We start from the raw sequence: 14,136 nt of genomic DNA, 5'->3' as shown, positions 1-14,136 counted from the left end.
CTCCTGAAGGCGCATGGCCGGCCAAATGAGCCATCAACTGTTGACCGGGGTGTGCGGCGCCGCGACGGCCGTTGGCGCCGGGCAGGTATCCGTCGCTGCCAGGGCCTGGCGCATCTGCTCGCAGCCCCACAGCACCCGTTCCGGGGTGGCGGGTGCGTCGATCTGCGGTTGCAGGCGATAATCGGCCAGACTCGCCACGGCGTCCTTGAGCGCGCACCAGGCGGCGATACCGAGCATGAACGGTGGCTCGCCCACGGCCTTGGAATGGAACACCGTGTCTTCCGGGTTCTTGCGTTTTTCCACCAGCTTGACGCGCAAATCTTGCGGCATGTCTGCCACGGCGGGAATCTTGTAGCTGGCCGGGCCGTTGGTCACCAGCTTGCCCTTGGCGTTCCACACCAGCTCTTCGCAGGTCAGCCAGCCCACCCCCTGGATGAAACCGCCCTCGACCTGGCCGATGTCGATGGCCGGGTTCAACGAGTCGCCGACGTCATGCAGCAGGTCGGCGCGCAGCAGCTTGTATTCCCCGGTCAGGGTGTCGATCAGCACTTCCACGCACGCGGCGCCGAAGGCGTAGTAGTAGAACGGCCGGCCGCGCGCCTGGCTGCGGTCGTAGAAGATTTTCGGCGTGCGGTAGAAGCCGGTGCTCGACAGCGACACCTGGGCGAAGTACGCCAGTTGAACCAGTTGCTCGAAGCTCAGCAGTTGCTCACGTGCGCGGATGTGGCCGTTGCGGAACTCGATGTCTTCTTCGCTGACCTGAAAATGCCGGGCGGCGAACTCCACCAGGCGTTGCTTGAGGATCTGCGCGGCGTTCTGCGCAGCCTTGCCGTTGAGGTCGGCGCCGCTGGAGGCCGCGGTGGGGGAGGTGTTGGGGACTTTATCGGTGTTGGTGGCGGTGATCTGGATACGGCTGATGTCGACCTGGAACACCTCGGCCACCACCTGCGCCACCTTGGTGTTCAGGCCCTGGCCCATCTCGGTGCCGCCGTGGTTGAGGTGGATGCTGCCGTCGGTATAGATGTGAATCAGCGCGCCGGCCTGGTTGAGGAAGGTGGCGGTGAAGGAGATCCCGAACTTCACCGGTGTCAGCGCCAAGCCTTTTTTCAGCACCGGGCTGGCGGCGTTGAAGCGGGCGATGGCGGCGCGGCGCTCAATGTAGTCGCTACTGGCTTCAAGTTCCGCGGTGATTTCTTCGAGCAGGTTGTGCTCGACGGTCTGGTAGTAGTGGGTGACGTTGCGCTCGTGCTGGCCGTAGTAGTTGGCCTTGCGCACGGCCAGTGGGTCGAGCCCCAGGTGGCGGGCGATGTGGTCCATCACCTGTTCGATGGCGACCATCCCCTGCGGGCCGCCAAAACCGCGGTAGGCGGTGTTGGAGGCGGTGTTGGTCTTGCAGCGGTGACCGTTGATGGTGGCATCGCCCAAGTAGTAGGCGTTGTCGGCGTGGAACATGGCGCGGTCGACGATCGAACCCGAAAGGTCCGGTGAATAGCCGCAGTTGCCGGCCAGTTCCAGGTGAATGCCGTGCAGGCGGCCATCATCTTCGAAGCCGACGTCGTACTCCACGTAGAACGGGTGGCGCTTGCCGGTCATGCTCATGTCTTCGACCCGCGGCAGGCGCATCTTGGTCGGCTGGCCGGTGAGGTGGGCGATCACCGCGCACAGGCATGCGGGGCTGGCCGCCTGGGTTTCCTTGCCGCCGAAGCCCCCGCCCATGCGGCGCATGTCGATGACCACGCGATTCATGGCGATGCCGAGCACCTCGGCCACCAGTTTCTGCACCTCGGTGGGGTTCTGCGTCGAGCAGTAGACGATCATCCCGCCATCTTCACTGGGCATCACCGACGACACCTGGGTCTCGAGGTAGAAATGCTCCTGGCCGCCGATGTGCAGGCTGCCTTGCAGGCGATGCGGCGCGCTGGCAAGGGCTGCGGCCGCATCGCCACGCTGATGGGTGTGGCTGTCGAGCACGAAGTGTTTTTCGTGCAGCGCCTGCACCACATCCAGCACTGGCTCGAGGTCTTCATACTCGATGATCGCGGCCATGGCGGCCCGGCGAGCGGTGTCCAGGTCGCAGGCGGCGACGGCCAGCACCGGTTGGCCGACATATTCCACGGTGTCGATGGCCAGCAGCGGATCGCCGGCCACCACCGGGCCGATGTCCTTCAAACCAGGAATGTCTTGATGGGTGATGACGATGCGCACACCCTCGATGGCCAGGCACGGCGCGGTATCGATGCGCAGAATGCGTGCATGGGCGCGGTCGGAGGTGCGCGCATAGACGTGCAACTGGTTGGGGAATTCCAGGCGGTCGTCGATGTAGATCGCTTCGCCGCTGACATGCTTGTCGGCGCTGTCATGCTTGACGCTGCGGCCGACGCCGGTGCGCAGGTCCTGGCGGAACAGTTCGGCCATTTCGGCCTGGCTCTTGACGTGATGGTCAGACATAAGCGGTCACCCGGGTGGCGATGTGCGGCGATTGCAGCTCGATGAAGCACTTGCGCAGCAGGTTCTGTGCGGTCAGCAGGCGGTAGGCCTGGCTGGCGCGAAAATCCGACAGCGGGGTGAAGTCGTCGGCCAGGGCCTGGCAGGCGCGCTCGATGCTGGCCTGGGTCCAGGGTTGGCCGCGCAGCGCCGCTTCACAGGCACGCGCGCGCTTGGGAATCGCTGCCATGCCGCCGAAGGCCAGGCGCAGGTCTTCGACGATGCCCTGGTGCAGTTTCAGATTGAAGGCGCCGCAGACCGCCGAAATGTCATCGTCCAGGCGTTTGGAGACCTTATAGGCGCGGAACGTCCAGGCGTCGCTGGCGCACGGCACGATGATCTGCTCGATGAATTCGCCAGGTTCGCGGGCCGTTACCCGGTAGTCGATGAAGTAGTCCTCAAGGGCCAGGCGGCGCTGGCGTTGACCTTGGCGCAGGAGCAACTCGCTGCCCAGTGCAATCAACAGCGGCGGGGAGTCGCCGATGGGCGAGGCGTTGCCAATGTTGCCACCCAGGGTGCCCTGGTTGCGGATCTGCAGTGAGGCGAAGCGTTGCAGCAAGGCGCCGAAGTCCGGGTAATGCGCGGCGAGCGCCGTATGGCAGTCGCTCAGTGCAGTGGCGGCGCCGATGTACAGGTAGCCGTCGCGCTGCTCGATGCCGCTGAGTTCGGCCACCCCACCCAGGTAGATCATCACTGGCAGTGTCTTGTGCATCTGCGTGACTTCCAGCGCCAGGTCGGTGCCGCCTGCCAGCAGTCGGGCATCGGGCAGGGCGCTGTACTGCTCGGCCAGGTCGTTGAGCGTGGTCGGCAGCAGGCAGCGTTTATCGGCACTGGCCAGCTCGGCGCTGCCTTGCGGGGCGATGGCCTTGAGCTGGGCGATGGTCTGTTGCTGGCGGGCGTCGAACTGGTCGGAATTGGCTCCGCTGCAGCACTGCGCCGCAGCGTCGAGGATGGGTCGGTAGCCGGTGCAGCGGCACAGGTTGCCGGCCAGGGCCTGGTGCGCCTGGTGCGTGTCGGCAGCATCGCTGTTCTTTTGCAGGGCGAACAGCGACATGACGAAGCCAGGGGTGCAAAAGCCGCACTGCGAGCCGTGGCAGTCGGCCATGGCCTGCTGCACGCTGTGCAGTTGGCCCTGGTGCTTGAGGTCTTCGACGCTGATCAACTGCTTGCCGTGCAGCGCGGCGACGAAGGTCAGGCAACTGTTGAGGCTGCGGTAGCGCAGGCGCTGGCCGTCGCCGTCGTCGATCAGTTCGCCGACCACCACCGTGCAGGCGCCGCAGTCGCCGCTGGCGCAGCCTTCCTTGGTGCCGGTCTTGCCCAGGTGCTGGCGCAGGTAGTTGAGCACGGTCATGTTCGGGTCCAGTGCCTGCTCGCTGCGCAGCGTCTGGTTGACGAGAAACTGGATCACGGAGGTGGCCTCGCTGTGGGTTTTTGTTGTTGTAGGGCCGACTCTATGCAGGGCTGATTGGGTGGTCAATATTTTTCTGACCTTAAAGTCAGGAAATCAGCCGCAAGGTCGTCCCACGCGTTCATTCATCAATGCTGCAAGCATAGTTCGCGCCCAATCCCGCGTCTGACCGCAAAGTCACACAAAGCGCCTTGCCCCGCTGCGCCACGCCGGGGCAAGTGCGCTACAATCGCGCCTTTGCCCGCTCACCGCTTCCCAAGGACACCCATGACGTTCAAGGCGCCGGACAGTCTCTCCGAGCAGATCGCCCATCACCTGGCCGAGCGCATCATTCGCGGCGAACTCGCCCCTGGCGAGCGTATTCAGGAGCAGAAGGTCACCCAGGCGCTGAACGTCAGCCGCGGTTCGGTTCGCGAAGCATTGCTGATTCTCGAACGCCGCCATCTGGTGACCATCCTGGCCAGGCGCGGCGCTCACGTGACGCGCCTGGACGAGCGCAGCGTGCGCAGCCTGTGCACCTTGATGGGCGAGTTGTACATCCTGCTGGGCAATGAAGTGGCACGCAAATGGGCCACCGAGGCCGACCTGCTGCCGTTTCTGGCCATCCAGCAGCGCCTGCAACAGGCCCACGACCGCCAGGACATCAAGACCTTCGTCGCCGAAAGCTTCGCGGTGATGCGCGCCGCCTATCCGTTCGCCGACAACCCGTACCTGCGGGAAACTGTCGAGAACCTGCAACCGGCCATGAGCCGCGCCTATTACCTGGCCCTCGACCAGCGCAAGGCCAGCATGATCGACTACCTGGAACTGTTCGCACGCCTGCTCGAAGCGGTGCTGGCGCGTGACCTGCCGCGCATCCGCGAGGTGCTCACCGCCTACTGCCAGCGCAGCTGCGAACTGGTCCTGGCGGCGCTGGCGAAGGGTTGATCGATGCGTCTGAAATGTATCCGCCTGGCCGGGTTCAAGTCCTTCGTCGACCCCACCACCGTCAACTTCCCGAGCAACATGGCTGCCGTGGTCGGGCCCAATGGCTGCGGCAAGTCGAACATCATCGACGCCGTGCGCTGGGTGATGGGCGAAAGTTCGGCAAAGAACCTGCGTGGCGAGTCGATGACCGACGTGATCTTCAACGGCTCGACCAGCCGCAAGCCGGTCAGCCAGGCCAGTATCGAGCTGGTGTTCGACAACAGCGACAACACCCTGGTCGGTGAGTACGCCGCCTACGCGGAAATCTCCATCCGCCGCAAGGTCACCCGCGAGGCGCAGAACACTTACTACCTCAACGGCACCAAGTGCCGTCGCCGCGACATCACCGACATCTTCCTCGGCACCGGCCTTGGCCCGCGCAGCTATTCGATCATCGAGCAGGGCATGATCTCCAAGCTGATCGAAGCCAAGCCCGAAGAACTGCGCAACTTCATCGAAGAAGCGGCGGGTATCTCCAAGTACAAGGAGCGCCGCCGCGAAACCGAAAGCCGCATCCGCCGCACCCAGGAAAACCTCGCCCGCCTGACCGACCTGCGCGAAGAGCTCGAGCGCCAGCTCGAACGCCTGCATCGCCAGGCCCAGGCGGCCGAGAAATACCGCGAATACAAAGAACAGGAACGCCAGCTCAAGGCGCGCCTGGCAGCGCTGCGCTGGCGCGACCTCGATCAGCGCGTGGGTCAGCGTGAAGCGGTGATCGCCGACCAGGAAATCGCCTTCGAGGCCCTGGTGGCCGAGCAGCGCAACGCCGATGCCGGTATCGAGCGCTTGCGCGATGGCCATCACGAGCTGTCGGAACGTTTCAATCAGGTGCAGGCGCGTTTCTATTCCGTGGCCGGTGACATCGCCCGGGTCGAACAGAGCATCCAGCACGGCCAGCAACGTCTGCGCCAGTTGCAGGATGACCTGCGCGAAGCCGAGCGCAGCCGCCAGGAAACCGAGTCGCATCTGGGCCACGACCAGACTCTGCTGGCGACCCTGGGTGAAGAGCTGGAGATGCTCGAACCCGAGCAGGCCATGAGCCTGGAAGCCGCTGAAGAGGCCGCCGCCGAGCTCGAGGAGGCCGAACTGGGCATGCAGGGCTGGCAAGAGCAGTGGGACACCTTCAACACCCGCTCTGCCGAGCCGCGGCGTCAGGCCGAGGTCCAGCAGGCCCGCCTGCAGCAACTGGAAACCGGCCTTGAGCGCCTGCTCGAACGCCAGCGCAAGCTTGCAGACGAGCGTGACCAGCTTAGTGCTGATCCAGAAGACGCGCTCATTCTGGACATGACCGAGCAAGTGGCCAGCGGCGAGATGCTGCTCGAAGAGCTGCAAATGGCCGAGCAGCAGGTGGTCGAACGCCTCGACAGCCTGCGCGAGCAGGTGCGCCAGGGCACCGCCGAGCAGCAGACCCGCCAGGGTGAATTGCAACGCCTGGGCGGGCGCCTGGCCTCGCTTGAAGCGTTGCAGCAGGCAGCCCTGGAGCCCAGCGCCGGGGCCAGTGACTGGTTGCGCCAGCATGGCCTGCACGCGGCGCCACGCCTCGCTGAAGGGCTGCGCGTGGAAGCCGGTTGGGAGCTGGCGGTCGAAACCGTGCTCGGCGCCGACCTGCACGCGGTGCTGGTGGATGATTTTGCCGGGCTCGACCCAAGCCTGCTGGAAAGCGGTGAGCTATGCCTGCTGCTCGCCACCAGCGGGTCAGCCGCCACCCCCGGCAGCCTTCTGGACAAGGTCAGCGGGCGCACCGATCTGGCGCCGTGGCTGGCCCAGGTCAGGCCGGTGGACACCCTTGAGCAGGCCCTGGCGCTGCGCAGCACCTTGGCCAGTGGACAGAGCCTGATCAGCCGTGATGGCTATTGGGTTGGCAAGCATTACCTGCGGGTCAGCCGCGGCGCCGATGCCCAGGGCGGCATGCTGGCGCGGGCGCAGGAAATCGAACAGCTCGATGCCGAGCGCCAGCAGCACAGCAGCGCGCTGGAGCAGGCTGAGCAGCAACTGGCTGGCCTGGATGAGCAACTGCGCGAACACGAAGCCCAGCGCGAGCAGCTGCGCCGCCGCGGCCAGGATGAAAACCGCCAACTGGGCGAACTCAAGGCGCGCCTGTCGGCCAGTTGCGCCCGCGCCGAGCAACTCGAGCTGCGCCGCCAGCGCCTGCAGCACGAACTGAGCGAGCTGGAGCAACAGCGTGAACTGGAGCTCGAAGCCCTCGGCGAAGCGCGCCTGCTGTTGCAAGAAGCGTTGGAGGTCATGGCCGACGACACCGAACAGCGCGAGCAGTTGCTGGCGCGCCGCGACGGCCTGCGCGAGCGCCTCGACCGCATCCGTCAGGAGGCTCGCCAGCACAAGGATCACGCCCATCAGCTGGCGGTGCGCCTCGGCTCGCTGCGCGCGCAACACGAGTCCACCCGCCAGGCGCTCGAGCGCCTGACCCAGCAATCGCAGCGGCTGATCGAGCGTCAGGAACAACTGAGCCTGAACCTGGAGGAGGGTGCCGCGCCGCTGGAAGAGCTGAGCATGCGTCTGGAAGAGCTGCTCGAACGGCGCATGGGCGTGGACGAGGAAATGCGTCAGGCACGCCTGCACATGGAAGACGCCGACCGCGAACTGCGTGAGGTGGAAAAACGCCGTACCCAGGCCGAGCAACAGGCGCAACTGCTGCGCGGCCAGCTCGAGCAATTGCGTCTGGAAAGCCAAGGCCTGGATGTACGACGCAAGACCCTGCAGGAACAGTTGCTCGCCGATGGCTACGACCTGCACGGCGTGCTTGCCACCCTCGAAGACGACGCCACCGAAGCACTCACCGAGCAGGCCATCGAGCAGATCGAAGGGCGCATCCAGCGTCTGGGTGCGATCAACCTGGCGGCCATCGAGGAATACCAGCAGCAGTCCGAGCGCAAGCGCTACCTCGATGCCCAGGACGCTGACCTGGTCGAAGCCCTGGACACGCTGGAAAACGTCATTCGCAAGATCGACAAGGAAACGCGCAATCGCTTCAAGGATACCTTTGATCAGATAAATGCAGGTTTGCAGGCGCTTTTTCCAAAAGTTTTCGGTGGTGGCAGCGCTTATCTGGAACTGACGGGCGAAGATTTACTCGATACAGGGGTGACGATCATGGCCCGTCCGCCCGGCAAGAAAAACAGCACCATTCATTTGCTGTCGGGCGGGGAGAAAGCCTTGACCGCACTGGCCTTGGTATTTGCCATCTTCAAGCTCAATCCGGCGCCGTTCTGCATGCTCGACGAGGTCGATGCACCGCTCGACGACGCCAACGTGGGACGCTATGCCAGGCTGGTCAAGGAAATGAGCGAAACCGTGCAATTCATCTACATCACCCACAACAAGATCGCCATGGAAATGGCCGACCAGTTGATGGGCGTCACCATGCATGAACCGGGCTGTTCCAGGCTGGTCGCCGTGGATGTGGAGGCGGCGATGGCAATGGTCGACGGCTAATGTGGGGAAAATGGAGCCTGTCCTGTAGGGGAATTTCCTGACAAGGCCGACAGACGGTGTAAAGTTTGCCAAGGTCGTGCTAGTTTTATGTCACTCGTTTTACACGCAGTAAAAGCCTTGGCAGAACATAGGCTTGCCGCTACGTGTTAAAGGGCTTTTGAACCCTTTGTTTTTCAGCACATTTTTTACAGAGGCACGGGAATTACATGGAAATCGGTCTGCGCGAGTGGCTGATCCTGATCGGCATCATTGTCATTGCCGGCATTCTTTTCGACGGTTGGCGGCGCATGCGCGGCGGCAAAGGCCGTTTGAAATTCCGTCTGGACCGCAACTATTCCAACGTCCAGGACGATGAGGGCAGCGCTGAAGTGCTCGGCCCGCCGCGGGTGCTCGACACCCACAAGGAACCTGAACTGGACGAAACCGACCTGCCGTCGATGAGCGCCTCGGGACGCGACCGTGACATCAAGCCGGCCAAGCCGGCCAAGCGCGCCAAACGCGCCGAGCCGCAATCGAGCGATGCGCCGCTGGCCGCCGAGCCGCGCGAAGCGCGCGAGCCGGAACTGTTCGCCGCCACCGATGATGATTTCAATGACGCGCACACCGCAAGCAACGGCTTCGCTGCGGCGGCCAGCCCGGCCAAGGATCTGCCCCCGGTGGATGAAGTGCTGGTGATCAGCGTCATTTCCCGCGACCCAGGTGGTTTCAAAGGCCCAGCGCTGTTGCAGAACATCCTCGAAAGTGGCCTGCGCTTCGGCGACATGGACATCTTCCACCGCCACGAGAGCATGGCCGGTCACGGTGAAGTGCTGTTCTCCATGGCCAATGCGGTCAAGCCGGGTATTTTCGATCTGGACGACATCGACCATTTCAGCACCCGTGCCGTGAGCTTCTTCCTCGGCTTGCCCGGTCCTCGTCATCCTAAACAGGCGTTCGACGTGATGGTCGCCGCTGCCCGCAAGCTGGCCCACGAGCTGGATGGCGAACTGAAAGATGACCAGCGCAGCGTGCTCACCGCGCAAACAATCGAGCACTACCGTCAGCGCATCGTCGAATTCGAACGCCGCGCCCTGACCCAGAAACGCTGATGCACCCACCGAGCAGATCGTCCCTCGATCTGCTCGCGATGATCGAACCTGAGAGCAGCCCCCTGGCTGCTCTTTTGCTTTGCAGAGAACACCGAAGATGACCGCCGAAGAACGTATTTCCAAGCTGCGCACCGATCTGGATAAGCACAACTACAGCTACTACGTGCTCGACGAGCCGAGCGTGCCCGACGCCGAATACGACCGTCTGTTCAACGAACTGAAGGCGCTCGAGGCCGAGCATCCGCACTTGGTTACCCCGGATTCGCCGACCCAGCGGGTCGGCGGCGCGGCCTTGGCGGCGTTTCAGCAGATCCGCCACGAGGTGCCCATGCTCAGTCTGGGCAACGCCTTCGAAGAGGCCGACCTGCGTGAGTTCGGTCGCCGCGTCACCGAAGGCCTCGACCTGCCCAGCGCCGACCTGCTCGGCGAGGGCGCATCAGTGGATTACAGCTGTGAGCCCAAGCTCGATGGCTTGGCGGTCAGCCTGCTCTACCGCGACGGCCAGCTGGTGCAAGGCGCCACCCGCGGCGACGGCAGTACCGGCGAAGACATCAGCAGCAACGTGCGCACCATCCGCAACGTGCCGCTCAAGCTGCATGGCCGCGGCTGGCCGCAGGTGCTGGAAGTGCGTGGCGAGGTGTTCATCAGCAAGGCTGGCTTCGAGCGCCTCAACGCCGCCCAGGCCGAAGTCGGCGGCAAGACCTTCGCCAACCCGCGCAACGCTGCCGCCGGCAGCCTGCGCCAGCTCGACTCGAAGATCACCGCCAGCCGCCCGCTGGAGTTCTGCTGCTACGGCGTCGGTCAGATCTCCAAGCCCATCGCCCTTAGCCATATCGACACCCTGCAGCAGCTCAAGGCCTGGGGCCTGCCGATCAGTCGCGAGCTCAGGCACGCCGCCGGCGTCGAAGAGTGCCTGGCCTACTACCGCGACATCGGTGAGCGACGCAATGCGCTGGCCTACGAAATCGATGGCGTGGTGTTCAAGGTCAACAGCCTGGCCTCGCAGCGCGAACTGGGCTTTCGTGCCCGCGAACCGCGCTGGGCCATCGCCCACAAGTTTCCGGCGCTCGAAGAGCTCACCGAAGTGCTCGACGTCGAGTTCCAGGTGGGCCGCACTGGCGCGGTCACGCCGGTAGCGCGCCTGCGCCCGGTCAAAGTGGCAGGGGTCACGGTGTCCAACGCCACCTTGCACAACATGGATGAAATCGCCCGCCTGGATGTGCACATCGGCGACACGGTAATCATCCGCCGTGCCGGTGATGTCATCCCGCAAGTCATGCAGGTGGTGCTCGAACGCCGCCCGGACGACGCTCGCGCGGTGCAGATTCCCCACCAGTGCCCGGTGTGCGGTTCCCACGTCGAGCGCACTCAACTGGTCAAGCGCAGCAAGGGCAGGACGACCATCAGCGAAGGCGCGGTGTACCGCTGCGTCGGCCGGCTGAGCTGCGCGGCGCAGCTCAAGCAGGCGATCATCCACTATGTGTCGCGGCGGGCCATGGACATCGACGGCATCGGCGAGAAGAGCGTCGAGCAGTTGGTTGACGAAGGGCTGATTCGTTCCCCGGCCGACCTCTATCAGTTGACCTTCGACCAGGTAGTGGCGCTGGAAGGCTTTGCCGAGGTCTCGAGCAATAAGCTGCTCGAGGCGATCAAGGCCAGCCAGAAGCCGACCCTGGCGCGCTTCATCTATGCCCTGGGCATTCCCGATGTCGGCGAGGAAACCGCCAAGGTGCTGGCCCGCTCGCTTGGGAGTCTGGCGCGGGTGCAGGCGGCGCTGCCGCAGGTGCTCACCTACCTGCCGGACATCGGCCTGGAAGTGGCCCACGAAATCCACAACTTCTTCCAGGACCCGCACAACCAGCAGGTCATTGAACAGTTGCTCGCCAGTGGTATGCAGTTGCAGGACGAAGGCGAGCTGGCGGCCGAGTTCGCTGCCAGCACCACGCTCGCCGGGCTGATCGCTAAGCTCGACATCGCCTCGGTCGGCCCCACCGGGGCGGAAAAGCTGGTCGCCAAGCTCGGCTCCCTCGACGCCATCATCGCCGCCGACGGCATCGATTTGCGCCAGGCCCTGTCAGCCAAACCCGCCGAGGCGGTACGGGAATTCTTCAAGGACCCCGAGCACCAGCAACTGGCGCGCGCCATCGAGGCCCAACTGCTGGACTTCGGCATGCACTGGAGCAGCGAGAAAAAGACCGCCGCAGGCCTGCCACTGGCCGGCCAGACGTGGGTGCTGACCGGCAGCCTCGAGCGCATGAGCCGCGACATCGCCAAGGATCATCTCGAAGGGCTTGGCGCCAAGGTCGCAGGCTCGGTATCGAGCAAGACCCACTGCGTGGTCGCCGGCCCCGGCGCCGGCTCCAAGCTGACCAAGGCCAATGAACTGGGCCTGAAGGTGCTCGATGAAGACGCCTTCATCACCTTCCTTGGCGAGCACAGCATCACCCTCTGACCCGGCTGCGCAGACAAGTCATTGAGAAATGATGGTTTTTTCTTAAGACAGAGGTTGTAACTTCGCCTCAGAGCGGTACAATGGCGCGGTTCGTCACATGGCGAACCGCGTAGTGGTGGCCCCACCGGTCCCCCCGCAATGATTACCCGTTAACCTGGTCAGATCCGGAAGGAAGCAGCCATAGCGGGAACATCGTGTGCCGGGGTGTGGCTGGTGGGGCTGCCTCCATTCTACAAGTCCTTAATTCTAAAGGGCTTTTCTCTCTCAAAATCTCGAAGCGGACCAGTGCTGTAGTACACCTGAGTGGTGTGCCGTGGCTTCATTCTATCGTCCATCCTTTTGGGTTCTGTACGGACCGGAAACATCGCTGACACGTGTGCGGGGACATGGTTGACGCATTATCGTCTGCCGTCGGGTTTGGTGAAATCAATCGTTCTCAGTTTGTGATGGCAGAAGAACACGTCGAAGTGATCAGCGCCTTTCGTGCTCGGCCGTAAAGCCACGATGTGACCCGCCAATGACTTGGCAATACGGAATGACTGTTTCTTGAAGCGGAACTGACTCTCGTAGGGCCAGGGTGCGCCATTGTCAACATTGATCCGGAACGTCATGCCATAGCGGCTGAACACTTCTGTCAGATGCTCTTGAACCAGCGGTGCGCGCTGATGAGCGCAGGCTTGAATCGCCAAGTTGAAGCGCGAATGGTCATATATCACTGTCAACGGGTGGCAGGTTCCCTGACCTGTCTGGAAGTGCCCTTTGAAATCCATCTGCCAGAGATCGTTGGGCGCAGCGTGTTCGAAGCGTTTCCAGTGGGTGGCTGCGGTGCTGGCTTGCGGTGATATCAGCCCGTGCCGATGCAGGACGCTGGTAACCGTACTGGGCGAGATACGCTGGTCCAGCATGTAACTGATCTTGTGACCGCCCCATCCCGGATGGGCTTTGCGCAACATAACGACCTCTGCTTCAAGAGCTGGGTGCGTTTGCTTTGGGCTGCTGGCAGTCTTGCGAGACTTCTCCTTCAAACCCGTCTCGCCCTCCTGCGCAATGCGCCTTAGCCACTTGTACCCGGTTTGCGGGGTGATGCCGTAGTTGCGGCATAACGCTCTGATGTTGGCGCTGGGATGGCGCGCCAGGGCAATGAACTCTTCTCTCAGGCTCATGGTGTCTCTCGTGTTCCAAGGCATGGTCGAATTTCCCGGCAATGTGAGTGCCGAAAGTGTCAACCATGTCTCCGCACACCTGTCCACCATGTGTCCGGTCCGTACAGGTGCCACGGGCAGATACATGACTACCATGCGCGAGCTAATTGATAACGATATCGTATGACCATTAGACTCTCTCGCTCCGACTACAAGCGAGCGAATATGATGGGCAGCCCGGTAGAAATGCATTTCACTACAGCGCGTGACCTGCTGGAGCACCTTTCTCCATTGAACTCTTTTTGGGATGACGGTGCACACATATTCCGAGGGCAGGCCAGCGATCAATTCAAACTTACTCCAGCAGTATGTCGCCGTGGCCCAGGATCGTTTGCTAATGGGTCTCCAAGAAAGATCTTTTCAGATACCGTTGGGAGGCAGGTCCACTACGAATTGGAGGTACTCAGTCGATTCCTTGAAGGCTGCGATAGATCAGGGCTGGCTGTACCGGGCTACACAAAGGAAATCAAGCGACGCCTTGCCCGCGATCGCGACATGTTTTTGAGTGCTGCCATACCATGGCCGCAGGACGACATGCATGAAATCATGGCTGTAGCCCAGCATTACGATGTGCCTACCCGCCTGCTTGATTGGACGGAAAGGAGCTTGGTTGCATGTTACTTCGCCGCATCGTCAGCTAATTTCGAAGTGAATAGTCATTTTGACAGAATTGCGATATGGGCACTTAACACGCGTCACTCTAAAGACTGGCAATCGGTTTCGATTATTAGAACCCCGGGCGGAACGAGCGGTAACCAAGCAGCACAATCAGGTTTGTTCACCACTCACAAAGTCAAAGGCTCCAGATTTTACGACCCCTATCAACCAGAAGCGCTTGAAGAGGTGGATGAAATTTATGGTGAAAGTGGAGGAGTGGACACCCTGTTCAAAATGACACTACCTGTCACAGAAGCCCACAAGCTGCTTGAGCTTTGCTCAAAACTTGGGATTGAAGCATCAACACTATTCCCTGGATATCATGGTGTAGCCAAAAGCGTTAGGGATTCTCCGATCAAGTCAGCACAGGCCATCTGACCTGTGCTGAAATAGCCCCTCGTCCAACTGCCTTCTACAAGCCCGCCA

At 62.6% G+C, this 14,136-nt stretch carries 7 protein-coding genes, 1 other RNA gene and 1 pseudogene; 6 read left to right on the top strand and 3 right to left on the bottom strand.

Going from position 1 to position 14,136, the window contains the following annotated elements; all coding sequences use genetic code 11:
- Positions 1 to 33: 33 nt before the first annotated feature.
- Entirely contained in the window at positions 34 to 2,448 is a 2,415-nt protein-coding gene (xdhB, locus tag LK03_RS19855; RefSeq protein ID WP_049870571.1) for a xanthine dehydrogenase molybdopterin binding subunit, read from the bottom strand.
- Positions 2,441 to 3,892, bottom strand: coding sequence for a xanthine dehydrogenase small subunit (xdhA, locus tag LK03_RS19850; RefSeq protein WP_038414259.1), 1,452 nt, complete (start codon positions 3,890 to 3,892; stop codon positions 2,441 to 2,443). Before xdhA ends, xdhB begins: the two co-directional genes overlap by 8 nt.
- A gap of 267 nt (positions 3,893 to 4,159) precedes the next feature.
- Here xdhA and LK03_RS19845 point away from each other — a divergent pair, with 267 nt between their 5' ends.
- From LK03_RS19845 to ffs, 5 genes are all read left to right on the top strand, one after another.
- The gene (locus LK03_RS19845; protein ID WP_038414258.1) at positions 4,160 to 4,819 is read left to right on the top strand and encodes a GntR family transcriptional regulator; all 660 of its coding nucleotides are present in this window, start codon (positions 4,160 to 4,162) and stop codon (positions 4,817 to 4,819) included.
- Positions 4,820 to 4,822: 3 nt separating this feature from the next.
- Positions 4,823 to 8,311 carry a chromosome segregation protein SMC gene (smc, locus tag LK03_RS19840; RefSeq protein ID WP_038414257.1) on the top strand — a complete coding sequence of 1,163 codons (3,489 nt, stop codon included), beginning with the start codon at positions 4,823 to 4,825 and terminating at the stop codon, positions 8,309 to 8,311.
- A 206-nt stretch (positions 8,312 to 8,517) separates the two neighbouring features.
- Positions 8,518 to 9,399, top strand: a complete 882-nt coding sequence (gene zipA, locus LK03_RS19835) for a cell division protein ZipA (protein WP_038414256.1) — start codon at positions 8,518 to 8,520, stop codon at positions 9,397 to 9,399.
- 97 nt (positions 9,400 to 9,496) lie between these two features.
- Positions 9,497 to 11,851, top strand: a complete 2,355-nt coding sequence (gene ligA, locus LK03_RS19830; protein WP_038414255.1) for an NAD-dependent DNA ligase LigA — start codon at positions 9,497 to 9,499, stop codon at positions 11,849 to 11,851.
- Positions 11,852 to 11,973: 122 nt separating this feature from the next.
- Positions 11,974 to 12,070: signal recognition particle sRNA small type (ffs, locus tag LK03_RS22085), an RNA gene on the top strand.
- A 353-nt stretch (positions 12,071 to 12,423) separates the two neighbouring features.
- Here the strand turns inward: ffs and LK03_RS19825 are convergent.
- Positions 12,424 to 13,038: pseudogene (locus tag LK03_RS19825) on the bottom strand (helix-turn-helix domain-containing protein); the annotation flags it as partial.
- A 138-nt stretch (positions 13,039 to 13,176) separates the two neighbouring features.
- Between LK03_RS19825 and LK03_RS22080 the strand changes: the two are divergent.
- Complete coding sequence (locus LK03_RS22080) at positions 13,177 to 14,088, top strand: FRG domain-containing protein (RefSeq protein WP_240478629.1); 912 nt, start codon at positions 13,177 to 13,179, stop codon at positions 14,086 to 14,088.
- Positions 14,089 to 14,136: the final 48 nt, after the last annotated feature.

It is taken from the genome of Pseudomonas cremoricolorata, from assembly GCF_000759535.1.
GTDB classification, from domain to species: Bacteria; Pseudomonadota; Gammaproteobacteria; order Pseudomonadales; family Pseudomonadaceae; genus Aquipseudomonas; species Aquipseudomonas cremoricolorata_A.
This window is presented reverse-complemented; position numbering and strand designations above follow the sequence as displayed.

Coding starts and splice junctions, on each gene's coding strand:
- xdhB (WP_049870571.1), bottom strand. CDS start 2,448: ATGTCTGACCATCACGTCAAGAGCCAGGCCGAAATGGCCGAACTGTTC.
- LK03_RS19845 (WP_038414258.1), top strand. CDS start 4,160: ATGACGTTCAAGGCGCCGGACAGTCTCTCCGAGCAGATCGCCCATCAC.
- smc (WP_038414257.1), top strand. CDS start 4,823: ATGCGTCTGAAATGTATCCGCCTGGCCGGGTTCAAGTCCTTCGTCGAC.
- zipA (WP_038414256.1), top strand. CDS start 8,518: ATGGAAATCGGTCTGCGCGAGTGGCTGATCCTGATCGGCATCATTGTC.
- ligA (WP_038414255.1), top strand. CDS start 9,497: ATGACCGCCGAAGAACGTATTTCCAAGCTGCGCACCGATCTGGATAAG.
- LK03_RS22080 (WP_240478629.1), top strand. CDS start 13,177: ATGACCATTAGACTCTCTCGCTCCGACTACAAGCGAGCGAATATGATG.